This is a genomic window from Robbsia andropogonis (genome assembly GCF_034047095.1).
Taxonomy (GTDB): domain Bacteria; phylum Pseudomonadota; class Gammaproteobacteria; order Burkholderiales; family Burkholderiaceae; genus Robbsia; species Robbsia andropogonis.
Map to the genome: position 1 here is coordinate 682,410 of NZ_CP139170.1, position 25,040 is coordinate 707,449.

Annotated in this window: 23 protein-coding genes; 12 read left to right on the forward strand and 11 right to left on the reverse strand. The window is 55.2% G+C overall.

Annotated features, from left to right (window positions below; translation table 11 throughout):
* Window positions 1–3: 3 nt before the first annotated feature.
* The 10 genes from SJQ66_RS16585 to SJQ66_RS16630 all read left to right on the forward strand — a co-directional run bounded on the left by SJQ66_RS16585 (window position 4) and on the right by SJQ66_RS16630 (window position 11,188).
* Window positions 4–1,389, forward strand: coding sequence for an acyclic terpene utilization AtuA family protein (locus tag SJQ66_RS16585; RefSeq protein WP_046153179.1), 1,386 nt, complete (start codon window positions 4–6; stop codon window positions 1,387–1,389).
* The gene (locus SJQ66_RS16590; protein WP_024904731.1) at window positions 1,364–1,666 is read left to right on the forward strand and encodes an AtuA-related protein; all 303 of its coding nucleotides are present in this window, start codon (window positions 1,364–1,366) and stop codon (window positions 1,664–1,666) included. Before SJQ66_RS16585 ends, SJQ66_RS16590 begins: the two co-directional genes overlap by 26 nt.
* A 290-nt stretch (window positions 1,667–1,956) precedes the next feature.
* Entirely contained in the window at window positions 1,957–3,846 is a 1,890-nt protein-coding gene (atzF, locus tag SJQ66_RS16595) for an allophanate hydrolase (RefSeq protein ID WP_081765076.1), read from the forward strand.
* Between the two features lie 52 nt (window positions 3,847–3,898).
* Window positions 3,899–5,008 carry a BMP family ABC transporter substrate-binding protein gene (locus SJQ66_RS16600; protein ID WP_024904729.1) on the forward strand — a complete coding sequence of 370 codons (1,110 nt, stop codon included), beginning with the start codon at window positions 3,899–3,901 and terminating at the stop codon, window positions 5,006–5,008.
* 123 nt (window positions 5,009–5,131) lie between these two features.
* The gene (locus SJQ66_RS16605; protein ID WP_081765075.1) at window positions 5,132–6,217 is read left to right on the forward strand and encodes an ABC transporter permease; all 1,086 of its coding nucleotides are present in this window, start codon (window positions 5,132–5,134) and stop codon (window positions 6,215–6,217) included.
* Window positions 6,210–7,136, forward strand: coding sequence for an ABC transporter permease (locus SJQ66_RS16610; RefSeq protein ID WP_320535062.1), 927 nt, complete (start codon window positions 6,210–6,212; stop codon window positions 7,134–7,136). The genes SJQ66_RS16605 and SJQ66_RS16610 overlap by 8 nt, the downstream gene beginning before the upstream one ends.
* A 29-nt stretch (window positions 7,137–7,165) precedes the next feature.
* Window positions 7,166–7,861, forward strand: coding sequence for a biuret amidohydrolase (gene biuH, locus SJQ66_RS16615; protein ID WP_024904726.1), 696 nt, complete (start codon window positions 7,166–7,168; stop codon window positions 7,859–7,861).
* Entirely contained in the window at window positions 7,858–9,567 is a 1,710-nt protein-coding gene (locus tag SJQ66_RS16620; RefSeq protein ID WP_407691541.1) for an ABC transporter ATP-binding protein, read from the forward strand. Before biuH ends, SJQ66_RS16620 begins: the two co-directional genes overlap by 4 nt.
* A 166-nt stretch (window positions 9,568–9,733) precedes the next feature.
* On the forward strand, window positions 9,734–10,399 hold the full coding sequence (locus SJQ66_RS16625) for a cysteine hydrolase family protein (protein ID WP_024904724.1): 666 nt from the start codon (window positions 9,734–9,736) through the stop codon (window positions 10,397–10,399).
* A gap of 48 nt (window positions 10,400–10,447) precedes the next feature.
* Window positions 10,448–11,188 (forward strand): GntR family transcriptional regulator, encoded by a 741-nt coding sequence (locus SJQ66_RS16630; protein WP_253465443.1) that lies wholly within the window; start codon window positions 10,448–10,450, stop codon window positions 11,186–11,188.
* Between the two features lie 315 nt (window positions 11,189–11,503).
* Here SJQ66_RS16630 and yfcF read toward each other — a convergent pair whose 3' ends face one another.
* The 9 genes from yfcF to SJQ66_RS16675 form a co-directional block, all read right to left on the reverse strand.
* Window positions 11,504–12,136: a glutathione transferase gene (gene yfcF / locus SJQ66_RS16635; protein ID WP_024904721.1), complete on the reverse strand. Its 633-nt coding sequence runs from the start codon at window positions 12,134–12,136 to the stop codon at window positions 11,504–11,506.
* 473 nt (window positions 12,137–12,609) lie between these two features.
* Entirely contained in the window at window positions 12,610–14,142 is a 1,533-nt protein-coding gene (locus tag SJQ66_RS16640) for a sodium:solute symporter family protein (protein ID WP_024904720.1), read from the reverse strand.
* Entirely contained in the window at window positions 14,139–14,396 is a 258-nt protein-coding gene (locus SJQ66_RS16645; protein WP_024904719.1) for a hypothetical protein, read from the reverse strand. The genes SJQ66_RS16640 and SJQ66_RS16645 overlap by 4 nt, the downstream gene beginning before the upstream one ends.
* Before the next feature lie 217 nt (window positions 14,397–14,613).
* Window positions 14,614–15,630 carry a choline kinase family protein gene (locus SJQ66_RS16650; protein ID WP_236693521.1) on the reverse strand — a complete coding sequence of 339 codons (1,017 nt, stop codon included), beginning with the start codon at window positions 15,628–15,630 and terminating at the stop codon, window positions 14,614–14,616.
* On the reverse strand, window positions 15,546–16,502 hold the full coding sequence (locus tag SJQ66_RS16655; protein WP_024904717.1) for a phosphotransferase family protein: 957 nt from the start codon (window positions 16,500–16,502) through the stop codon (window positions 15,546–15,548). Before SJQ66_RS16655 ends, SJQ66_RS16650 begins: the two co-directional genes overlap by 85 nt.
* Window positions 16,503–16,511: 9 nt before the next feature.
* Window positions 16,512–17,792: a Zn-dependent hydrolase gene (locus tag SJQ66_RS16660; RefSeq protein WP_024904716.1), complete on the reverse strand. Its 1,281-nt coding sequence runs from the start codon at window positions 17,790–17,792 to the stop codon at window positions 16,512–16,514.
* Window positions 17,770–18,528 (reverse strand): DeoR/GlpR family DNA-binding transcription regulator, encoded by a 759-nt coding sequence (locus SJQ66_RS16665; RefSeq protein ID WP_024904715.1) that lies wholly within the window; start codon window positions 18,526–18,528, stop codon window positions 17,770–17,772. Before SJQ66_RS16665 ends, SJQ66_RS16660 begins: the two co-directional genes overlap by 23 nt.
* 66 nt (window positions 18,529–18,594) lie before the next feature.
* Window positions 18,595–20,025 carry an amidase gene (locus SJQ66_RS16670; protein WP_320535063.1) on the reverse strand — a complete coding sequence of 477 codons (1,431 nt, stop codon included), beginning with the start codon at window positions 20,023–20,025 and terminating at the stop codon, window positions 18,595–18,597.
* A gap of 420 nt (window positions 20,026–20,445) precedes the next feature.
* Complete coding sequence (locus SJQ66_RS16675) at window positions 20,446–21,072, reverse strand: glutathione S-transferase family protein (protein WP_024904712.1); 627 nt, start codon at window positions 21,070–21,072, stop codon at window positions 20,446–20,448.
* An 84-nt stretch (window positions 21,073–21,156) separates the two neighbouring features.
* Here SJQ66_RS16675 and SJQ66_RS16680 point away from each other — a divergent pair, with 84 nt between their 5' ends.
* Window positions 21,157–21,321, forward strand: a complete 165-nt coding sequence (locus tag SJQ66_RS16680; protein WP_320535064.1) for a hypothetical protein — start codon at window positions 21,157–21,159, stop codon at window positions 21,319–21,321.
* A 174-nt stretch (window positions 21,322–21,495) separates the two neighbouring features.
* Here the strand turns inward: SJQ66_RS16680 and SJQ66_RS16685 are convergent, their stop codons facing one another.
* Window positions 21,496–22,626, reverse strand: a complete 1,131-nt coding sequence (locus SJQ66_RS16685; protein ID WP_320535065.1) for a DSD1 family PLP-dependent enzyme — start codon at window positions 22,624–22,626, stop codon at window positions 21,496–21,498.
* Between the two features lie 197 nt (window positions 22,627–22,823).
* Complete coding sequence (locus SJQ66_RS16690) at window positions 22,824–23,744, reverse strand: LysR family transcriptional regulator (protein ID WP_046153188.1); 921 nt, start codon at window positions 23,742–23,744, stop codon at window positions 22,824–22,826.
* A gap of 244 nt (window positions 23,745–23,988) precedes the next feature.
* Between SJQ66_RS16690 and SJQ66_RS16695 the strand changes: the two genes are divergently transcribed.
* The gene (locus SJQ66_RS16695) at window positions 23,989–24,870 is read left to right on the forward strand and encodes a GNAT family N-acetyltransferase (RefSeq protein ID WP_320535066.1); all 882 of its coding nucleotides are present in this window, start codon (window positions 23,989–23,991) and stop codon (window positions 24,868–24,870) included.
* Window positions 24,871–25,040 lie beyond the last annotated feature (170 nt).

Here is a 25,040-nt window from a genome sequence, read left to right on the forward strand (position 1 = left end):
TTCATGAAACGTTCCTCTTTAGATAGGCCTGTCAGGCTGGGGGCAGGTGCCGGATATTCCGGAGATCGCATCGAGCCTGCCGTCGAACTCGCCGAACACGGCAAGCTCGACTATCTCATTTTTGAGTGCCTGGCTGAACGGACTATTGCCATTGCACAACAGGCACGGCGTGATGATCCGGCGCTAGGCTATGATCCCTTGCTCGATGCGCGCATGCGTGCGGTGCTGCCGATTGCCGTGAGGAACGGCATACGCATTATCTCGAATATGGGAGCGGCGAATCCGCTTTCCGCAGCAAGACAGACCGCACGTATCGCGAGGCAACTCGGATTGCGAAATCTTAAAATCGCCGCCGTGACCGGGGATGATGTACTTGAACTCGTCATGGGCTCGACGCTTTGCTTTGAAGAAAGCGGTGACGATGTCGACCGATACAAAGACCGCATGGTTTCGGCGAATGCGTATCTTGGCGCGGCGCCGATTGTGGCCGCGCTTGCAGCGGGTGCCGACGTCGTATTAACCGGGCGCGTGGCTGATCCGTCGTTATTCACCGCACCGCTGATTCACGAATTCGGCTGGGACATAGAGGACTGGGATCTGCTCGGACAGGCCACGGTCGCGGGACATTTGCTCGAGTGCGCCGGCCAAATTACCGGCGGCTATTTTGCTGATCCTGGATGCAAAGAGATACCCAACCTTGCACGCCTGGGATTTCCGATCGGAGAGGTCAGTCCTGATGGCGCGATTGTCATCACGAAAGTACCGCACGCAGGCGGGTGTGTGACCGAGGCCACGTGCAAGGAACAGTTGCTGTACGAAATTCACGATCCTGGTTGCTACCTCCAACCCGATGTCGTCGCGGACTTCAGCAATGTGCGCGTCACGCAAAATGGGCCGGACCGGGTACGCGTAACAGGTGGCCGAGGAACCGCGCGAACAGGCATGCTCAAAACCTCGGTTGCATACGTGGATGGATTCATTGGGGAGGGACAGATTTCCTACGGCGGACCTGGCGCCCTCGCACGTGGACGACTCGCGATCGAGATCGTCAGGGAGCGACTGGTGATGACGGGTGTCGCAACAACCGAGATGCGCCTTGATCTGATTGGCGTGAACGCGCTGTATGGCGATTCACTCGCCGCGCAAACCGCGGCACCGTACGAGGTCCGCGTTCGTGTTGCAGGCCGAACATCCTGCGCCAAAGAAGCGGCCCGCATAGGAAACGAAGTTGAAACGCTCTATACCAACGGACCGGCCGGAGGGGGAGGCGTCACCAAGAGCACGCGTGAAGTCCTTGCCGTGCAGTCGGTGCTTTTACCCGCCGAACAGGTCAATCCGTGTTTTTGCTTCGTGGAGGTCGATGATGAAACTGCGGGACATCGCGCATAGTCGTACCGGCGATAAGGGTAATACGTTAAACGTCTCTGTTATTTGCCATGACGCAAAGCATTATGCGTTTCTCGATCAAACACTTACCATCGCACGCGTCAAACACCATCTGAGTGACATCGTAAAGGGTGATGTCATACGCTACGCGCTACCGAACTTGGCGGCGTTCAACTTCGTCTTGCATAACGCCCTTGGCGGTGGGGTGACCCGGTCACTTGCGCTTGATGCGCACGGAAAGTCGGTCAGCGCGGCACTTCTGGATATGACGCTTGAATAGCAGGGATTATCAACGGAACCACTGACCCTTCACCCACCGAAAGGATGTACCCGCGGTTGGTTTTTTGCCGCCACCATGCCTTAACCGCGAGTTATCATCACGACCCTTCGCAACACATGTCGCATAGGCGATAACGGTCTTCTGAAACAATAACGGTGGTTCGGAAAGGTGGTCTTCATCTCAAATAAACAATAAATAGAAATGTCTGCTCAATCGTAAAAAATTGTCGACACGGCTTTTTTGACACGCGATCCTTTCGTCTATGCCAACTTGTATGCAAGATGGAATCCATGACGAAACACCCTGATTCCCATGCCTCCTCGGCGCCGACATCACCATCGGACAACCTGTTCACGGTGACCGGTTTGTTGGGCGCGTACGGCGCGGGCCACCTTACGCCGACCCAGATGCTGCAAGAGTGCTTGGCTCGGATCGACGCATTCGATCGGCCGGAGGTCTGGATTGCGCGGTGTTCGCCCGAAGTGCTGGTCGAGCGTTGCACTGCCCTGGACGCCTTGCAACAGCAGCATGGCGCCGACGTCCTCGATCATTTCCCCTTGTTTGGTATTCCGTTTGCCGTAAAAGATAATATCGATGTGGCCGGCCTACCCACTACGGCCGGTTGTCCGTCCTTTTCCTTTCTGCCCGCGCACTCTGCTTTTGCCGTGCAGCGTCTGCTGGATGCCGGGGCGATCGTGATTGGCAAGACCAATCTCGACCAGTTCGCCACAGGGCTGGTCGGAACCCGTTCGCCCTATGGTGCGGTTCGACATACGACTCAACCGGACCGCGTATCGGGTGGGTCGAGTTCGGGCTCGGCTGTCGCGGTCGCGTCACATTGCGTGGCGTTCTCGCTGGGGACGGATACGGCAGGATCAGGCAGGGTGCCGGCGGGTTTCAATGGCGTGGTCGGTTTGAAACCGTCACTAGGCATGATCAGCAAGCAGGGCGTGGTGCCGGCATGCAGGACATTGGATACGATTTCCATTTTCACGCATCACGTTGAAGACGCCTGGCGTGTGCTCATGCAGTTGGCAAAGTTTGATCCGGTTGATGCGTACTCCCGGAAAGTCGTTCCATTAGGCCTGTTGCCTTCCAGTCCGCGCATCGGTGTCCCGGACGCGTTGGAATTCTATGGCGACGTGCTGGCCGAGCAAGCTTTCAGCGCCAGTTGCAGCGTGATTAACGAGCGTTTGTCACTGACGCCCGAGGTCATTCCCTTTGCGCCGCTGAGTGATGTGTCGGCGCTTCTGTACGACGGACCTTGGGTGGCCGAACGGCGTGCCGCCATCGGTTTGTTTTTTGATAAATTTACCGGCGAAATAGATCCGGTAGTCACCAAGGTCATTGGCAAAGCGGATTATTTCAGCGCCGTCGACGCGTTTAATGCGCAATATGCGCTAGCCGATCTTCGACGCTTTGCGGAGTCTTTGTTTGAGCGCATTGATGTACTAATGGTGCCTACCACGCCTACGCATCCGTTGATTACGGATGTGCAGGACAAGCCGGTGGAATTAAACAGCCAACTCGGCATTTATACCAACTTTGTCAATCTGCTGGATCTCTGTGCTCTGGCAATCCCGTGCCAGCCGCGCGGCGATGCCCTGCCTGCCGGCGTCACATTGATCGCGCCAAGTGGTGCCGATCGCCGCCTGGCGGTATTGGGAGCAGCCATTCAACGCTTGTTCGCGGCGGTACCCCCGGCGTATACGCCACAGAATGTGCCTTTGCCGTTTCAGGAGCCGACTGTTCTCCTTGCGGTGGTAGGCGCACATCTACAAGGTCAGCCGCTGAACTGGCAACTGTGCCAGGCTGGCGCACGCTTTATAAAAGCCACGCGTACCGCCCCTGTCTATCGTCTCTACGCGCTGCGGGAATCAATGCCGATCAAGCCGGGATTGATTCGCGTCGACGCCGCCGCTGGACAAGCGGTCGAGGTCGAAGTGTGGGAAGTACCGCTACGATTGTTCGGCAAGTTCGTCATGGATATTCCCGCACCGCTAGGTATTGGCACCGTGCACTTGGCGGAGGCGGTGGAGACGAGCACGGGGCTGGTCACGCAGAGCGTGAAGGGCTTCATTTGCGAGCCGGCGGCGATCACTGCCGACGCGCCCGACATCACGCATTTCGGCGGCTGGCGCCCCTATCTGCAAAGTCTATCTTCGACATCATCTGAGTAGCACCGGTTTTCAGCTTCCCTCTCGACCATTTATTTAACGGGATATCATCGACATGACCAGCCGTCGCAATTTCATTCGAACTGCCGGGGCGTTGACATTGGCCAACATCCTGCCAATTGAAGCCGCATTGGCCGCCACCGCAGCATCGGGCAAGCTGACTGTCGGTGTAATCTACGTTGGTGCGCGCGGGGATTATGGCTATAACCAGGCGCAAGCCGTTGCCGCAAATGTCATCAAGAAGCTTCCCGGCGTCAAGGTGGTCGAAGAAGAAAATGTGCCCGAGACCATCGCGGTACAGCAAACCATTCAGGCAATGATCGAACAGGATGGGGCGACGTTGATCTTTGCTACGTCGTACGGGTATTTTGATCCGTACGTTTTGAAGATGGCCGCGAAGTATCCCAATATTCGGTTTGCGCATTGTGGTGGATTGTGGAAGGCGGGCAGCCCCACCAATATATCAAGCTATTTCGGGTATATCGACGAGTGCATGTATCTTAGCGGTGTGGTCGCGGGGCATGCATCGAAAACAAAAAAAATGGGATTCGTGGCGGCAAAACCGATTCCGCAGGTACTTCGCAATATCAATGCGTTCACGTTGGGCGCGCAATCGGTCGATCCCGCCATCACGACGCACGTGATCTTCACCGGTGATTGGTCGATGCCGGTCAAAGAGGCCGAATCGACGAATAGTCTTGTTGATCAGGGGTGCGACGTGGTCACCTGCCATGTGGACGGTCCAAAGGTGGTGATCGAAACCGCCGAAAAGCGCGGCATCATGTGCTGCGGTTACCACGCCAATCAATCCGTGCTGGCGCCAAAGGGCTATCTCACTGGCGCGGAATGGGATTGGGCCACGCCCTACAAAGCACTCGTGGGCGACGCCCAGGCTGGCAAGCCCGCACCGAATCTACTGCGCGGCGGCTTGAAAGAGGGTTATGTGAAAATGTCTCCGTACGGCCCGAAAGTAGATGCCTCGGCGAAGCAAAATGCCGATGCGATCAAGGCCACCATGATGAGCGGCCAATTCGTTATTTTCAAGGGACCGATCAAGGATAACAAAGGTGGCGTCGTCATCCCATCCGGAGTCAGTCATGTTCAGACGGACTACTCGCTGGAAAGCATGAACTATCTGGTGGCTGGCATCGTCGGCCAAATTTGATAAGAGCTTATCGTGCTTCCAAACCGGCCTTTTCGTCCGTCGGGATTTGCCGCCGCCGCCGCAGGCAAGGCTGCCGTGGTGGCAGCAAGGCTGACGCTGCGTGTCTTGCCCGCGTTGCCCAGTATGCTTGCGCTAATAGGGACGATGGTGCTTTTCTCACTGTTCCTGGCCGTGCAAGGGCAGCCGCCGCTTGATGCCATTGGCTTGATCTTTGAGGGGGCATTCGGTTCCGCGTTTTCATGGCAGAACACCTTAATGCGTGCTTCGCCCCTCATGTTGACTGCCTTGTGCGTAGCGCTACCGGCCCGCGTTGGATTGGTTGTCATCGGCGGCGAGGGCGCGCTTGCGCTCGGTGGATTGAGCGCTGCCGTGATTCCCATGCTTCTCCCCGCGAGCACGTCCTGGCTCATCGCAACGCCATTGATGGCCGTTGCCGGCATGGTGACCGGGGCCGTGTGGGTTGGGGGCGTGGGGGCATTGAAGCAATGGCGTGGGGTGAACGAGACCATCAGCAGTCTGTTGCTGTCGTATATCGCCATCGCGGTGTTCAAGTTTTTGGTCGAGGGACCATTGCGCGATGCTGCAAGCCTTAACAAGCCTTCGACAATTGCAGTGCCTGCTGCATGGATGATCGGCTCCATGCCTGGAATGCAAATGCATTGGGGGTTGTTTTGGAGTGTGCTGGTGTGCCTGGGAGTCTCGATATTCACCACGTTCAGCACCAAAGGTTTTGCGATGCAGGTGGTAGGGGGGAGCCCGCGCGCCGCGAGGCTTGTCGGCTTGCCGGTCGATCTATTGACGTTGAGTGCTTGTGCGATGGGCGGCGCGGCAGCCGGGCTCGCGGGAATGTTCGAAGTCAGTGCAGTGCAGGGCAGTGCTAATGCCTCTTTGCTCGCGGGATATGGTTATGCAGGGATCCTGGTGGCCTTTGCGGCTCGCCAGGCACCATTCGCGATCATTTTTTGTGCGCTGTTGGTGGGCGGCATCGAGGCGAGCGGCAGCCTGCTGCAAAGGCGTCTGGGTTTTCCCGATGCAACCACGCTCGTGCTGCAAGGTTTGTTGTTCGCGAATCTATTGGCATGGGAAGGGCTTGGGAAGTGGATGACTGCTTGGCGCGTGACATTGGAAAGCATGGCCTTCACGGAGAGCGCGTCACCACCAGCGACGCCAAAGATACCGTCCTCCTCGTTGGAGCAGCCTCATGCCTGATATGCACTCCCCTATCGTGGTGCTGGTGTTGTCGCTGTTTGCCGGCGCGATTCGCGTGAGCACACCCTACCTTTTCGTAAGCCTGGGTGAATGCATCACGGAGAAAGCCGGCCGGGTAAATTTGGGACTGGAGGGTATCCTGGTCTGTGGTGCGATGAGTGCCTACGGCGGTTCCTTTCTAACTGGGTCACCTTGGCCGGGCGTATTGGCGGCAGCGCTGTTCGGTATGTTGTTGGGCACGCTGCATGGCATGATCTGTTCCTTGCCGCGTGTGTCGGATATCGCATTCGGTATTGCCTTGATGTTGTTCGGAACGGGGCTGGCGTATTACCTGGGCAAGCCTTTGATCGAACCGCAGGCGGCCATGCTGCCCTCGATTGATCTAGGTGCGTGGAGCAGATCCGCGCAGGTGCGCGACGCACTGCATATCAATCTGCTGTTTGTGATCGGTGTCGTTCTTTCTTTCTTATTGCAATGGGGTCTGCGATCCACGCGATGGGGCCTGGTATTGCGCTTGGTCGGGGATCACGCTGAAACAGCCAGGGCAATGGGTTATCCGCTAGTCCGCATCCGCATCATTGCGACGGCTTTTGGTGGTGCATGTGCTGGCATCGGTGGCGCCTATTTGTCACTGGTGTATCCGGGAAGCTGGAACGAGGGGCTATCCAGCGGACAAGGGCTGATGGCTGTCGCCTTGGTGATCTTTGCCAAGTGGCAACCCGTGCGCTGCTTGTGGGCTGCCCTGCTATTTGGCGCGGCAGGCGCCTTAGGACCGGCGTTGCAAGCCATTGGCGTTACGAGTGGCTATTACTTGTATAACGCAGCGCCGTATGTGCTGACGCTGGTAATCATGATTATCAATTGTCGCCCGGATCGGACCCTTGCAGGTGCGCCAGGTGAATTGAGTCTTACGCGTTGAAGCAACGCATTGGGTGATAGAGGTTCGTCATGAGTTTGTTCATCGAAGCCAAACCATATCGCTGGCCCTATAACGGCGATCTGCGCGCGGATAATACTGCATTGATCATCATCGACATGCAAACGGACTTCTGCGGGCCAGGAGGGTATGTCGATAAGATGGGGTATGACTTGAGCCTCACCCGGGCACCGATCGCCCCGTTGTCCGCCGTGTTGGATATGATGCGAGCCCAGGGTTACACAATCATTCACACACGGGAAGGACATCGCGCCGACCTGTCGGATTTGCCGGCCAATAAGCGTTGGAGAAGTCGGCAAGCGGGCAGCAACGGCGTGGGTATCGGTGACGACGGCCCATGCGGCAAAATTTTGGTAAGAGGCGAGGATGGTTGGCAGATCATCGAGGAACTCGCGCCGCAACCGGGAGAAATCGTCATTGATAAACCCGGTAAGGGGTCGTTTTATGCGACTGACCTCGAATTGATCCTGCGTACGCGGGGTATCCGCAACCTGGTCCTTACCGGGATTACGACGGATGTGTGTGTGCATACGACCTTGCGCGAGGCCAACGACCGTGGTTTTGAATGTACGGTTCTGGCGGATTGTTGTGGTGCCACGGATGTCGGCAATCATCATGCGGCCCTGGCCATGATTCAGATGCAAGGTGGCGTCTTCGGCACCGTATCGGATTCGAAGTCATTGCTGAGCGCTTTGCGCAATTCATGATGAATCGACCACAACAAGGTCTTGGGCTGGCGATCGAGCTTGTAGGCGCGGGGAAGTCATTTGGTGCCTTCCGCGCCCTGGATGACGTTTCAATGAAAGTACGGTCGGGAACGATTCACGCACTCCTCGGAGAAAACGGCGCCGGCAAAAGTACGCTTGTAAAAGGGTTGGTAGGGTACGGTTTGCTGGATCAGGGACAGATGATCGCGGACACCCGAGAGGTCTCGATTGCATCGCCGCGCGACGCACAAGCCCTCGGCATAGGCATGGTGTACCAGCATTTCACGCTGGCGACGGGTCTTTCCGTCGAGGAAAATTTGTTATTGGCACGCGGTGCGCTGCCATGGCAGATCGACTGGAAACGCGAGCGCGCCGCGCTGACAGCGTTTATGCAAAGCATGCCGTTTCAACTTCCGTTGTCCGTGCCTGTCGCATCGCTAGCAGCGGGCGAAAAACAGAAGTTGGAAATATTGAAGCAACTCTATCTGCAGCAGCGTCTATTGATTCTCGACGAGCCGACTTCCGTGCTGACGCCACAGGAAGCGGATGATGTGTTGGGATTAATGCGCACACTGACGTTGTCTGGTCGCTTGACCGTGCTGATGATCACGCATAAGTTCCGAGAGGTCATGGCGTATGCGGACGACGTAACGGTGTTGCGCCGAGGAAAGCGCGTGGCCAGTTGCCCGGTATCAGACACGAACCCCGATGAACTTGCCCGCTGGATGATCGGGGCGGGGACACATTCGAATGCCAACGACCAGAGCGGCGGCGACCTTTCCGCGATGGCAGAAGCGCTGCAAGACGCAACGCCAACGCCAACGCCAACGCCAACGCCAACGCCAACGCCAACGCCAACGCCAACGCCAACGCCAACGCCAACCGCCGGCACCATTCGACTTGAGCTGACCGAACTCTGTGTGCAGGACGATCGAGGGCATATGGCGGTGAAAGACGTCTCTTTGCAAGTGAGGGCTGGGGAGATCGTCGGCGTAGCGGGTGTTTCCGGTAACGGTCAAAAAGAATTACTGGATGCCCTGACGGGGCAACGACATATCCGGCATGGCCTCATGCGCGTAGCAGGCATGCCATATCGTGCCACGCGCAAGCAAATGACGACGCTGCGTGTTTTCGCGATTCCAGAGGAGCCGTTGCGCAACGCTTGCGTGGCCGGCATGAGCGTTGCACAAAATCTGGCGTTGCGGGACTTTGACAGAGCGCCATTGCGCCGAGCCGGATGGTGGCTGAATCGTCGTGCGATGCGGGAGCGCGCCGCCCATTTGATCCAGGAGTTCAATGTTCGTCCTCCTGTCCCTGAGCGGACCATGGGCACCTTGTCTGGTGGTAATGTTCAGCGTGCCGTGCTCGCGCGGGAATTGGGGCAGGCGGTGGATGTATTGATTGTCGCCAACCCTGTTTTCGGTCTTGACTTTGCTTCCGTTGCCGACATTCATGCACGAATCGTCGCGGCAAAACGTAATGGCGCTGCCGTATTGTTGATCAGTGAAGATGTAGACGAACTATTGGCGCTGGCGGACCGTATCGTTGTAATGACAGCCGGAGAATTTGTTTTTGAGACTGATGCGACCCATGCCGATCGTAGTGTACTCGGACGGTATATGGCAGGGTCTGACACAAGCGGTCGACCACATGGTGTTGCTGACGATCATAACAGGGCGACCGCTCCCAACGAGGAAATCGTATGAGCTATTGCGAGCCCTCATAAAATATCACCGCATTACTTATAGTGCTTTTCGTGAATCAGCATTGCGCGGCGTGTCGAAGAATATCGATGACACTATCATGCTTCCCTGTATCGTAATGTTTATATGAGGGCGAGCAGAACACAACAACGCAATCCCTCAATTTGCCATGACGAAACTCCGCATCGCCGCACAACCAGGGCCTTTCGATTTTGACACCGCCACCACCGCGTTGTTGATTATCGATATGCAGCGTGATTTTATCGAACCAGGCGGGTTTGGCGCATCGCTGGGAAACGATGTCACGCAACTAAAAAAGATTGTGCCAACGGTGGTTACTTTACTGGCGTGGGCGCGTGAGCACCAGATGCTTGTCGTGCATACCCGTGAATCCCACGCACCGGACTTGGCGGACTGCCCGCGTGCCAAGCGGGAGCGTGGCGTGCCGAACAGCAGGATAGGGGATATGGGTCCGATGGGGCGGATCTTGGTTCGCGGCGAGTTCGGCAATGCTATCATCCCCGAGCTGGCGCCAGCAAACAATGAATGGGTGATCGATAAACCCGGTAAGGGGGCCTTTTATGAGACGAGGCTGGCTGAAAGGCTGAGCGCACGAAAAATAACGCATCTTCTGTTTGCCGGCGTTACCACTGAAGTGTGCGTGCAGACGTCGATGCGCGAAGCAAATGACCGTGGCTACGACAGTTTGTTGGTGACGGACGCTACGGCAAGTTATTTTCCTGTTTTTTGGCAAGCGACAATTGAGATGGTGCATTCACAAGGTGGCATCGTGGGATGGACGGCGCCTTTTGCCGCGCTGAACAACCCGATTTAGCAGGAAGAAAATTGCATGATGAATGACCGTACCGAGACGTCGGATGCGTTGACCGGGCGTGACGCATCGCCCTTAGTACCCGCGAGTGACTCACTTGCAAAGAATGCTGCGAATCCACTTGCCGAACAGGTTTATCAAAAGCTCAAGCAAGACATTTTCAGCTTCCGGCTTTTTCCGGGTGATCGTTTTTCTGAAAGCGATATTGCCCAATACTATGGCGTATCGCGTACGCCCATGCGTGATGGCTTGTTTCGCTTGCAGCGCGAAGGCTATCTGGAAGTAGGATTTCGTCGTGGTTGGAAAGTTGCACCAATCAATTTCGATCAACTCGACCAGTTATACGACTTGCGTATCGTGCTGGAATCGGCGGCTTTGGAGCGTATGTCGTCCGCAAGCTCGGCCGCGCGCGACATATTGGACGAATTGGAACGTATCTGGTGTGTGTCGCTCGAAGCGCAACAGGACGATCCGATAGAGATGTTTGGAATGGATGAACACTTTCATAGGCGTCTGGTCGAGTCGGCTGGAAATGCGGAGATGGTGCGAGTGCACAATGACATTACCGAACGTATTCGGATTGTGCGGCGATTAGACTTCTTAAAGCGACACCGTACGGCAGCAACCTACGACGAACACGCGAAGATGCTGAGCTTGATTAAGCGTAACCGACTGACCGAGGCTGCTATTTTGCTACGAGCACATATCACGCAGAGCAAACTCGAGGTACGAAAAATTACCCTGTCCATGTTGTCCGACGCGCGCACCAGTAAACAGCCATTTGTTAGTTAAATTGATTAACGTGGGGTGGGATTTTTCTCATTTTTGAAAGCACGTATTCGACCGGCCACATCGTTTATGATGTGTGGTTTTTGATAGGTGCGGATGGAGGTGCGCCGTCTAATCAACGGCGTTTGCTACAGGAACTTGGCAATCCAGCGCCTTTTCCGGACGATGTTGTTACTTTTGCCGGTGACGGTCACTTTCTGGTAATCGACGGCACTCGGCAGAAATCCACAGTGATTCATTCATTGACGAACGATTGGGTTGCGCGACGTCGCCTGACCGCCTCGTCCGAAACACATCGCGACGACTAACGTTGAAAGTTCAAAGCGGCGGGCGTGACAGGGCAAGCCAATTTCTTAACGAAGGGCGATTCCATTGGTATGCGGCGTAGTCCTTCAAGCGGGCAGGCACGGGATCGCCATTCAAAATTAGACGATTTAGCATGAGCGCGAGATCAGTATCGGCGATGCACCACTCTCCAAAAAGATTCTGTCTATTCACGGGAACGAGTGCTTCCGCCGCTGCGTACAATTTCTGGACTGCGGATTCAGCAGTCGATGTAAGAGGGCCGCTCTTCGAACCATAGAAAATCACCTCCGTTGAACGCTCTTGGCGAATGGGCATAAGGTCACTGCGCAACCATGCCTGAATTTGACGTGCTCTCGCCCGAAGGTATCGGTCTTTGGGGTAGACGTGTGTTTCCAAAAACGTGTCGTCGAGATATTCTGTAATGGCCGATGACTCGGAGAGCGTAAAGTCTCCGTGCTTCAACATTGGAATACGTCGCGTCATCGATGCCGTCGCGTAATATGGCTCAAGGTTCGCGCTAGCGTCCAGGTCCACTGTCGAAAGCGTAAAGGGCAATTGCTTCTCATGCAAGGTCACAAAGACCGACATGGCATACGGGCTGGCAAATTGCGCGTCAGCATAGAGGTGAAGTGGGTATTGCTTCAAAACCGGTCCTTGTTATTTTTTGCAACGCTTATGGGGTCGGATGCGTTCTGGTCACGATCTCGATGCGTACAGCGTGACATATCTTGCCATATGACTGACCGTGGAGGCGGAACGTTGCTTGATGGCGAGATACGAGCATCGATCCTTGAAAGAAGACAACTTGTCATTTAAAGCTGATATGCCGTGGGACGCTGGCAGGTGTGCGAGTGCTAACGAAGCAGCATCACATGGCGACGATCAACAATAAGAACAGAATCTGTCCTGACGCCAAAAGGATGCTGCTAATAGGGTGCCGCGCGGTCTCTCCAGTGCATGCATCGCTATCGATGACGAGGTCAATTAAAAGTATATCGTCAATGCCCAAGCGCACCACCATGGCACGGAGCCAATCAGAATCCGTTTATACCCACGGCGTACTCGACACGGCTATCGCTATAAACCTGTCATGCGCTGGACAGAGACGATGCGACACATTACGCCACTACGGAGTCGGTAGCATGATGCACCGATGCCCTGGTCCTTACCGATTCAAACAGAGCGGCAACTCGCGCCTGTTCGGCGGGAGAAGGTTTGATAGCGAATGCGCAGATCACGAATACCGTTAAATTGGCAACCAATCCGACGATACCGCTTGTCAGGGAACCAAGCCATGGAATGTCATCCGGATACATCGCGGTCAAAACGACCGCGCAGGCAATCCCGACCGCCATCCCGGCGATGGCGCCTTGCTTGTTGCCGCGACGGGAAAATATCCCAAAAAAGAGGGGCACGGCGAGTTGTATGATTCCCTGATATGAAATTTGCGCCAGAAGCTGAAGCCGGCTGTAGTCAAACGTCAAATACGCAAGAATAGCTGCCGCCAGGATAAAAACAGCCATTCCTGTTTTCGAAAGAATGGTCAGTTCACGGTCCGTGCGCTTCGTATTCCATGTGGCCAAGTCATTGGCAAATTGTGTCCCGCAGACCTGAACGCAGCCGTCCACGTGACCGATACTTGCAGCCAGAACAATGACAATTGCGATCGCCAGCATCCACGGACCGCCAGCGTCCATCAAGGCAAGGAACCAGCCGTGCTGCGGATTTGCCGCAACGTTTGGATCATTACTCGCAGCCGCGGCGAATAGCATCAAAACGCAGTAGAAGCCACCAACCAACAAAATGGTCAGGAGTGTTCCCTTCTTCACCGCACGGACGCCACTGGCCGTGTAAATACGTTGGAAGCTCATCGGCCAGCACATCGCTCCGATTACCCCGGTGAATATCAAGCTGAACATGTACCATGGACCATATGTCGAATGCGCGTCGCCCGGGATTTGCAGCAATTTCGGGGGAAGATGGGACAAATGCGAGAATGGCGTATGCGTTCCCATCAACAATGCGATACACAATGCAGCACACAACACGTAGGCGATCAGGCCCTGAAACATATCGGTCATGATCAAGCCGCGCATACCCATGCTGACGGTCCAGTATTGTCGGATCAAAACAGTGGCGACGCCTGCAACGAGACATTGCGTCACGGTCCAGTTACCGAAGCTCGCGAACTGGAAGAGCGTTGCGAGGGCTTGAATGCCCATGACGACCCACGGAAAAACCGAGACAATGCCGATGATGGATGCCAAGCGCTTGACGGTGGCGCTGTTATATCGCATGCCAAGTAGATCTGGCTGGGTGGTCAAGTCAAAGCGCTTACCCCAGGTCCATGCGCGTCTTGCCATCAGATACATCGCGGTCACGCCTAAAACCGCATACACCATGCCGTAGAACCCGAGTACCCCGCCGACCGACAAAGCGAAGAACGCGGTGAAGGTTGAACCCGGCCACCAGGAGTTGGTGTAGCTCATGGCGATAAACCAAGGACCATATGAACGGCCGCCAACGGCGTAGTCCGAGAAAGTCGTGCTTTTGCGATTCGTCGCATATAGGACGGCAATCATGAGCACAAGGAATACGCCAATCATCCCAAATGTGATATAGGAATCGTTGATGTTTCCCGATGTGATCATGGTATTTGCCCCTCTTCCGGTAACGCGTCCTGCACGTTTTCGATGATATAAAGCGCCCAGACGCCAAGCCCTACCAATATGGCGTTGCCGATCCAGTACAGAATTGGAAGCGGAATCCCAGCAACAACGATTGCTGATCCGCTAACGCTTAGATAGAACGGTGGGAAGAGTGCCATCGCAAGCAACAATGCGAAGTACACACCAAAAAAATAGTTGCGAAGTTTCTTAGGTTTGACCTGATCAACTTGGTTCATTGAAGTGCTCCTTCATTGAAGCGGATGTCGACGAGTAAACTACTAACCATTTCTTGAATGAATACATTGCAATATCCACAAATAAATTAAGACGTATATTAACTATGCATAACGGGACATCATTCATTTTGGTAATCATCAACGACGGAAGCGATCACATCGACTAACAACCCGGCACGGAGCAAGTATCGAAGGCAAGAATGCGGTTCAATTTTTTTTAAACCTCCTTCAGCCAACTTTCCCAACGCGAATCGTGCATTACCGCGCGCGCGCGCATATGTTTCCATGCCCCGTACTTATAGAAATCGAAATCGATGCAGGAGATCGCGCGCTGCACCATCGCCCATGTTGCCCATTTCAGATCAGCGAGCGCTTTGTTGACGGCAATGCGTGCAAGGGTTTGCGACGTCACGCTACCGAAATATTCTTCGACAAGGGCGAGTTCCATGTCGGGCGTGAAGAACATTTCGCCGAACCAAAGCGCCAATTCGTAATGGGGATCATTATTGGATGCGTATTCAAAGTCGACCAAAAGAATGTCGCGTGCCTGGTTCAACATGAAGTTCCCCGCAAGTGTGTCGTTCATGCAGGGTCGCAGATCAATTCCTGATGCTGTCAATGCAGCGCGTGCGCGCTCAAACTGCCTGCACAACCACTCGTGGTCGGGCGGAGTACGCGCGCCAAGCGTTTCAACCTGAGCCTGATGTTCGTCGATCATATCGAGAACTGTTTTTGTCTCCGATAAAAGCGGCTGGTTATTGAAGGCCTTTAGCGCACGCAATGCTTTGTGACGTACCTGGGCATCGGCGAAGTCGAGATTTGTTGAGGCCTTCCAGCCTTCCATGAACTCGAATATTTCTACGCCACACGCCTGCAGGAAAGTTAAAACGGGTGCGCCATATCCGGTTTCTGCTGCTTTCACACTGGCTTCGTGGGCGGTATGACGATTGATGAACATCTCGGTGCCCGGGCCAGGTACCTTGAAAAAATATGCGTTGGGTGCCCCTTCGATTTGGACACGCCAATTCATGTTTGAAATACCGCCCCCGACGGGGGAATAATGAATGGAAGCACCATGCCATGCGTCTATCTGAGCGATGGCCGTCTCTAGTTGACGTTCTTGACTTGTACTGGCTTCTCCGAATCTCTTCATGACGCTGCCTTTTTCAGTTGGCGAAGCCAGCTCTCGAAACGGGCATCCTGGATGGTTTGGCGGCACCGTAATAGGGTCCATTGCCCTAGCTTCGTGAACTCGAGTTGTCGTGACGAGGTGGCGCCAGACCAGGTAGCGGAAAGCGTCCACAGCCAGTCATCTAGCAGCGCATACAAGCGGCAGCGTGCATAGTCCACCTCGGCGCAATGCCCTGCCCATGCCGCAATCCCGGTACGCCATTCGTCTTCGAACTGATAAAGTTCATTGAGTGTGGTGGCGACGTCATACCATTCGTCAAATACGCCGGCCGTGTCGAAGTCGATAAGCCTTAGTTCATCGTTTGGGCCGATCATGACGTTGCTCGCGACACCATCGCCATGAATCGGCACGCTTCTACCTGGTGCCATTTTCAACGCCGCAGTCGCCAGGTCGACGCACTCATCAATCCAGGCGGCGTCAATGGGTAGACTCACTCTTGCGGTATTGCATAGGTCGCGGATACGATGAAGGTCGTCGAAGGGCGAGCGCACGAAATCCGGCGTTGGCCCCTGATGTACTTTCCGCTTCAGATTCCACAAAGCGTCCAGTCGATCGCGGCTGTTCAAATCATCGACGCGCGCTGAATGCCATTCGGGCGCGGGAAGTGCATCGAACAAAAGCACAGATCGTCTTGCGTCAATCAATTTGACGTCGGGCGTCGCGCCGGTGCGTGCGGCACATTCGGTTGCTCTCGCGGTTTTGTCGGCGCTGACAACAGGCATCATATCTTCGTACAGTACCTTCGCGTAGTAATGGCGTGATTCCGACGTGACCCAAAATCCCGCCCACTCTGTCGCCACGCGCATGGGGGAGGCAATGCCCGCCGTACCGGCGCGCACGGTAACCGCGCTTGAGATGCCCGCTGCGAGGAGCGCGTCCAGTAATCTTTTCGACTCGACGGTTTGGCTTTCCACGGTAAGTCCTCAAAGGCTTTCAGCCGGGTGTTCGCAGATTTGATGCAGAAGAGCCGTCAGCATGCGCAGGCCATTGTGCATATCCTGCTCTGAGGTGCACTCTCCTTCGTTGTGGGAGAGGCCGTTTTTGCTTGGGACAAACAACAGACAGGTGGGGTAGAGACGATTCATGCTAATCGCATCGTGCCCCGCCACGGTTACACTGTTTTCAACGGCGAGATCCAGTCGCTCACTGACGGTATATGCTAAATCGGATAAGGCGCGATGCAGTTGGACCGGATCTCGCAACGATTTGTCTTCGATGCTGACCAACGTCCCGGTAGTCCGCGCAATCGTTTCTATCGTCTTTTGAAAACGAGTGGCGACGTCCGCCAATAGCGCCGTGGATTCTGAGCGGAACTCGACCAAAAGCGTTGCTCTCGAAGGCACGACGTTCGGAGAATTCGGGTATATCTGAAGTCTTCCGACGGAGCTGTGCATGGCAAGTCCGTGTTTATCCGCCTCCGCCCGGACAGCGACAATAGCGTGCGCTGCGGCAAGTAATGCATCTTTTCGTGATGCCATTGGCGTGGGACCGGTGTGGTTCTGCTCGCCGTCGAAACGAACGCGCCACTTTAGTGCCGCCCAGGTCTTACGAACAACGCCAATACTGCACTTCCCTTTTTCGAGTGCGGTGCCTTGTTCAACGTGCATTTCCACATACGCCGCCACACGTATGTCTGGTGCACTGCTGCCGCGATAACCAATCGATTTAAGTGCGGTGCCTAGCGAAATATGATTCTCGTCTGTACATGCCAGCGCTTGCTCAATGGACATCGCGCCGGTAAAGGCACTGCTGCCCGTCAGGCTTGGTTGAAAACGTGCTCCCTCTTCGTTCGTCCAGTTCACGACGCACAGATTGCGACGTGGTATTGTTCCGCTCTGTTTTACATGACGCGCGATGCTGGCGATTGCGCAGGCACCGGCGATAACACCATATACGCCGTCGAAGCGGCCTGCGTTAGGTTGACTGTCTAGATGCGATCCACACAAAACGTATGGTGCGTTTTGATCAAACGTCACCAGACCGAAGATGTTGCCCACTTGGTCGACGTGGACGATGAAGTCCTGTGCGTTGAGCCAGGCGCAAAACATATCCCGGACACGACCATCCTCGGGCGATGCCGCAAGCCGATGCAGCCCGCCGCCTTGTGTCGCGCCAATTGTTGATGTTTCCGCGAAAAACCGCGAAAACTCAGCAAAATCATCGTCGCTTGGTATAAGGAGTTCAGGGGTGTACAACATCAACATGATCCTTTTCCATCCGGGCAGCGAAGTGTATAGATAACGGTCGGTTGGTAACCAGTGTGTCTATAGCGTCAAAGGGAAGCGTATTGACAAAGGCGCGATGTCCGAACTTGCCATCATCCGCTACCACGACACTGCGAACGCAATGCCGCACAAGGGTTCGCCTGATCAACGCTTCAGACTCTTCGTAATCCATGAAACCCAGTTCGAGATCTATCCCACCTATTCCCATGAAAGCGATGTCGTAGTGAAACTGACGCGCGAATTCCATGGTGTGCGAGCCAATCAAGGCATTATCGTTTCGCCGAACATCGCCTGGTGTGGTCATCACATGATTACTACTCTGGTGGGTGAGAAGCAGCGCAATGTCCAGGGAGTTCGTCACCACACGTAATTTCGAGAATTCGGTAAGTCTTTGCGCTAGAGCAAGCGTCGTTGTTCCAGTATCCAGGAACAGCGACATGCCTTCCTGCACAAGTGCTGCTGCCTTGCCTGCCAGTGCTACTTTTGCCTGTGTCTTGATGCGATTCCGGACCTGCAGCGGCTGCTCCTCGTTCAGCTTGGGTAAGACGGCCCCGCCATGTAATCTCCGTATCTTCCCCTGGCCTTCAAGTAGCTTGAAATCACGTCGAATCGTTTCTTCCGACACACCTAATAACCGCGCCAAATCCATGGACTTGACGCGATGCTGCTGGTTGAGTAACCGCAAGATTTCGTCCAGTCGCGGTTGGTTGAGCATGGTGCACATTCCTCGGGGCGCCTTGTGCGCAAAGTAAGATGAGAACCTGACTCCCCGATCCAGCTATCAGGAGATAATCGCAGGCGCCTTATCGTCCCACGGACAAAGCGCCTCGAAAGCCGCACTGAACTGCAGTACGTCCGCATCGGCAAATCGCCGCCCCACTACTTGTAACCCGATTGGCAGGCCGTCCGGACTCCAACCGCAAGGAATATTCGCCGCCGGGTTGCCGGACAAGTTGAAAGGATAGGTGAATGGCGTCCAGCGAGCCCACGGGACCATGCTATCTCTGTGGTTTGCGAAGTCCTCGGGCGCAGTCCTGTCGGCGTCGAAAGGCAGGATAGGCACTGTAGGGGTAATCAACAAATCATAGTCATCGAAGAATGCGTGCACTTGATTAGCAAACTTTGCGCGACCTTGCGTCGCGGCCAGATAGCTTTCGAGTCTGATGGTCCGCGCACGTTCGATTAAGTCAACAAATCCCGGATCGAGTTGTTCGAGTTCGTTTGCACGGGTCTTGCCATAGGCCACACCGCGACCACCCGCCCATAACGTCTCAAAAATCGGTAAGGGATCTTGCCATGGCGGCTGTGTTTCCTCGATGGTGACGGGAAGTTTGTCAGCGATTTTCGCTACGGCTGTCTCAACCGCTTTCGCGATGACGGGGTCGACATCAACGTTGAAGAGTGAGGGGCAAAACGCAATACGGAGCGAAGGAAGTGGCTCGTCGCAGCGCGTCAGGTATGATTCTGTTGGTGCTGGAAGTGCTTGATGGTCCAGCACATCAGGGCCTGAAAAGATATCGAATAGCAAGGCGCTGTCGCGAACCGTGCGTGTTAAAGGCGCCGCATGACTTAGCATTTCCGTCGCGGACCAAGGCCAGGTCGGAATGCGTCCAAGCGTCCCTTTAAGTGCGAATAGACCGCAGAACGCACCCGGAATCCGGACCGAACCTCCCCCGTCGGATCCCAGCGCAGCCGGGACCATTCGTGCTGCCACGGCGATGGCGGATCCTGAGCTCGAGCCCCCGCTGGTGAGTTTGGCATTCCATGGATTTCGCCCGTTCCCGAACACGCGTGAGATACTGGTACCCGTCCAACCGAATTCCGTGGTCGCCGTTTTGCCCACGATGATCGCGCCGGCTTTCTTCAATCGACTGATAATCGGCGCGTCCTGATCTGGAACGAAATCGCAAGCGGTCAGCGAACCGCGGGTCGTACGTAGGCCTTTTGTGTAGAAAAGATCTTTCACGCCAAACGGTACGCCGTGAAGTGGGCCGCGGATATTTCCCGCGGCGGCTTCGCGCGTCAGCGTTTCCGCGTAAGCGCCTGCCTCGACGGGATACAGGTCGCCGAAAGCGCGTAATGTGGAATTGTGGGTTTCAATTACCGCAAATACCCGCTCAAGCAACGCGGTCGGCGTCAGGCTGCCGTCTCGAATCTGGCGCGACGCAGCCAACACGTCTGGCATTCCCTGGGTACAGTGTTGATCAAGCATCCGAATCTCCGCATCGCTGCGTGTATCGTTATGGATGACATTACCTCCATACAAAATTCGGTAGTCAAGGGAAATGTTGGAAGTGAGGGAAATGTGGAATTCGCCAGCGTGAGTACGTCGAATAGAAACCTTCAGCGGGTGTGGCGCCGCGCCGCAACAGAAAACTGCTACGGCGGCGCCGATTGTCATGACGACCTTGCTGGGGCCTGCGGGTGCGAGGGTGCGGGGATGGGCGGCCTTCTTGGAAATCGACCAACGCGGCTAACGGATAACCGCTTTCATGGCGTTACGGAATCAAACAGTCCCGATGCAATATGGGAAAATTTTGTATCACTGACTTTGACAAGCGTTTTCTTTTGTCAAAAGAGTGGCAAAGCATTTTCCTCTTTATGTCTTCTTACCTTGCCACGATCAGTTGCCTTATGGTTTCCCGTTATTGCCGAATGCGCGGAATCCCTTTCTTTCTTCGAGTCGCGCATAGTAAGTTCGGACGGCATCGAAGGCGGGATGATCAATCGGCGTGGCGTACCAGCGATGGACGGATAATCCAATAACGATATCCGCGAGGGAAAATTCCGCGCCAAGTAAAAACGCCTGGGTTTTGCGCAGTTGCGAATCGATCAACGCCATGTGATCCGTCCACTTTTCGATACTTCGTGCAACGATGTCCGGGTAGGCGAAGTCCGGGTGAGCGCGCACTAAATGCATGAACGGGTAGCGCCATGCGTTATTCAGCTCGGTCGCTTGCCAGTCCATCCATCTCTCGATTTGCGCGCGGTTCACGCCCGTCTGCGGGAGCAATCGGCGCGATGGGTCGTACTTGGAGGCCAGGTAACGAATGATCGAATTCGACTCTGAGGTGATCAGTTCTCCGTCGATCAAGACCGGTACCTGAGCCATGGGATTAAGTGCCAGGAATTCCGGCGACGTTACGGGTTTATGTCCTTCGCCCCATTCTTCATGATCGTAAGGAATATCTAGTTCGGTGCATGTCCACAGGACTTTACGCACGTTGATTGATGACGATTTTCCTAGAATCTTGATCATGATGTAGAACTCGCTTTCTTTTATTACTGCATTCAGAACTGAGGAGTCGTATGTGAGCGCGTGCAGGCGCGATGGTGTCGGGTAATGGATAATCGAGCCAGCGCGCGTGCCGTGTGCGGTTACCACCTGAGACGCTATCAGATATGCGCCGCGTTGTCATCGATGCGTCAGGCACCCGATCCTGGCTTCCTTCAGGTGAAACTTTACCTTGCCGAGATTGTATGGGCGGACCTTCACGGCGAGATCTAAAAAACGAAAAAGTCTACGTAGTCTGCTTTAGTTCCGGTGGCCAGGCCGAGCGTATCCGCAGCCGAAACGATTTCTAACCCGACTCATGTGGCTGCTTTTCTGGAGAGCCCAATGCGGCGATGGGCATTTTTTGTACAGGCTTCCTCATGCTCGTGCCGGGACAACGAGGAGGGCTTACCAGCCGTAGAAACGTGGCCACGCATGTAGCGAGCCGTCTTCCTGCAGTGCGTAATACGTCGGATGCTGCGCGCCTGTTGCACAAGCGTGATTCGGTAGAATCCGGAGCATGGAGCCAATTGGGAAGCGTTCGACGATATTCTTGTCGTCCCCGCCCATCCGCTCTACGATGCCATGTTCTTGATTGGTGCCGACGATGCGGTAGCCGGCCAGTGCTTCGCCATCCACATTGCAGACTGCGCCATAGCCGAAATCCCGTTTCTGACGTTTCGTGCCTGTGTCGCGGCTCATCGCCATCCAGCCGGCGTCGACGATGATCCAGCCCTTTTCTTCCTGGTGTCCGATGACCGTTGTCAGAACGCTGAGTGCTATCTCGTCTATCGTAGTGACGCCGATGTTATGCATGACCAGATCAAAAGTCACGTATACCCCTGCTCGCACTTCCGTGACCCCTTCCAGATTGGTGGCAACAAGGGCAGTGGGCGTCGAGCCGATACTGACGACAGCGCAAGGGAGGCCGACGGTGCGTAACCGGGTCGCCGCCCTTACCGTGCCGGCTCTTTCCTGTTCGGCTATTTTCGATAGGTCTTCATCATTATCGAAATCGTAACTGGAACCCGCATGTGCCAGTACGCCGCCAAGGCGCATTCCTCCGTCGGTCAAGGTGCGTCCAATCGCGATGAGCGTATCGTCCTCTGGTTTGATGCCGGAGCGATGGCCATCTACATCGATTTCAATCCAAACCTCGAAGACCTCTCCATGCGCTTTGCCGAAACGTACGATGGCTTCCGCGCATGCAACGCTGTCCGCCAGAATTTTTAAATCACACCCTTTTTGCCGCAGGGCATGCGCCTGTCCAAGTTTGGACGGGGCCATGCCAACCGCATACACGATATCTCGAATGCCGGCTGCGAAGAATTGTTCCGCTTCTTTCAACGTGGACACCGTGATGCCCTTGGCGCCCGCGTCGATTTGCTCGGAAACAACCTGCAAGCATTTTGTGGTCTTCACATGGGGTCGAAAGCGAACGCCGAGCGCGTTCATCCGCTGTTGCATGCGATGGATGTTGCATCTCATTCGAGAGACATCGATCAAGGCGGCTGGCGTGGAGATTTCGTGGAAAGCCATCGTTGTGTTCAGCGTTAAAATATGACGGAAATGCCCGGACGTATCATCGCCGAAGCACTAGGACGAATTCAGCAATTGTAGGCGAGCGCTTTTATAAAAGGATTTAGCGACTGTAAAGTGAGCATTATCCGGGCATAAATGATAATGAGGCGGAGCGGCGCGCTTTTGAAATCGTAAAAGCCGCGCCTGGAAGGGAGTTATTTGCGCCACGGGGCCGAACCAAGTCGCTCTTTGGCGATGTCGAGAAATGCCTTTTGCCTTGGGGTCAAGCCGGTGCGAGTGGGCGTCAAGGCCATGATGGGCGCCGATTCGAGTCGCCAGTCCGATAAAACGCGGACTAATTTCCCGGAAGAGATAAATTGCGCACTTTCCCATTCGGAGCGTGCAAAGATGCCGAGACCCTTTATGCCCCAGTCGCATATTACGGTGCCATCGTTGGAGGACAAGCGCCCTGTGAGTCGTATATTCACCGGTTTTTCAGCTTGCCTTCCGTCACGACCGCCGCGGGACAATCGAAGACGGGTGACGTCTTCGTCGTTTTCGCGCAGGGCAAGGAAGTCGTAGTGGACCAGGTCTGAAGGGTGTTCAAGCCGAGACAGACGTTGGGCATATTTGGGACTGGCACAAAGAAAGCGCTCGTTGGGTGCCAGGTAATGGCCAACCCAGGATGAGGGTTTCGTATTGCCGATGGAAATCACGATGTCGGCGCCCGCGGCCGCGGCAAGCGGGCTTTCGGAAAGGATGAGAGACACGCTCAAGTTCGGATGCGAGCGATTCATTTCCTGCATGACGGGTGCGATATGCATGCGGCCGAAGCCAAATGGTGCAACCACCCGCAAATTGCCCGAAACACTATTGGATCTTCCCGAGACGACGGCGCCGATCGCATCGATTCTTTCAAGGATATCAACCGCCTCTTGCCGCAGCCGCTGTCCCTCGTTAGTCAGTGAAAACCCTCGCGCTTCGCGGGTTCCGAGTCGTACGCCAAGGCGCTCCTCAATGCGCTGGAGACGGGTTGTCACCGCGGGCGGGGTCAAGTTAAGCAGCCTTGCGGCTTCGGCCAAGGATTTCGCCGACCCCAATGCGCGAAACAGTCGCATATCTTCAAGTTCCAGCATTAACGTCTCCTTAATGCCCAATTTTGTAGATATTAAACCCGACAAAACGTTTCTTTTCTATAGTCGCGTTAACACGGATCGCTCAAGAGCGAATGTTCGCTAAGGCGTGAGCGTATACGCAACACGTCGTGCCGTCGGCGCATAGGGCGGGGCCCTAAGCGTTGCAAAGCTTGTTCTAATAAGCGTCTGCGTATGGGGTGTCGAAAGTGCTATTTCCGCGGGCTGGGCTGCCAGGGTTTCTAATATGAAAGATGACAATGCTACCGGCTGTTCCTATCGTCCATTCACACCTGGGGATGTAGCGGCGGCGCATGCTTTGTCCGTCGCTGTGCATTGGCCGCATCGTCCGGAAGATTGGCACTTTGCACTTGAAGTCGGGAACGGCTTTGTAGCCGTATCGGACGGTGCGATCGTCGGCACCGCTTTATGCTGGAAATATGGGACCGGGCATGCCTCGTTAGGCTTGGTTATCGTGTCGCCGAATCATCAGGGGCGCGGGGTAGGTCGTACACTGATGAAACGACTTCTTGACGAAGTTGGTGCAAGAGTGACATTTCTCCACGCCACTCCCGAAGGTCAACCACTTTATGAGAAATTGGGCTTCTCAGTATGCGGACAGCTCGATCAACACCAGGGAAACGTAGCGGACATCTTGCCGGTTGCGTTACCCGACGACGTGTGCGTGCGTGCAGCCACGCTCGAAGATGAGGCAACCGTCATGAGGCTTGCATCTCGTGCCTCGCGTTGTGACCGTCAGCCCGTGATGCGTGCCTTGTTGCAGATTGGTGATTGCGCGGTGTTGGCGCAAGCGGGGAAGATCGTCGGTTTCTCGATGTTCAGGCGTTTCGGACGCGGTTACATGGTTGGCCCGATAGTCGCACCACGTTCAACGAAAGACGTACTAGCAAAATTGCTTATCGCGCATTGGCTCAAGGGACGAACCGACGAATACATTCGCCTCGATGCACCGAAGGGTGCTGTGTTGAACGACTGGCTAATAGAACAGGGTCTGAAACGCGTCGACACGGTAAATAAAATGGTAGTTAACGCGCCTGCGGAGGCTTATCCCGATGCCGCTGATCCGGACTGCCAGCTTTATGGGCTGGTAACACAGGCCATGTTTTGAATATCGATGTTTGACCGGATAGTCGCTGGATCAATATCGAGAATGGATGTCGAGGAATGGGACCTGATCGGAAACGCGGTGACCTGCTGTCTGCCTGTGGCGCGGCTGGCATTGCGCAATCCGCGGCGCCGTCGACCATCGATTCCGGCGATTTCAGCATGAAGCTTGGC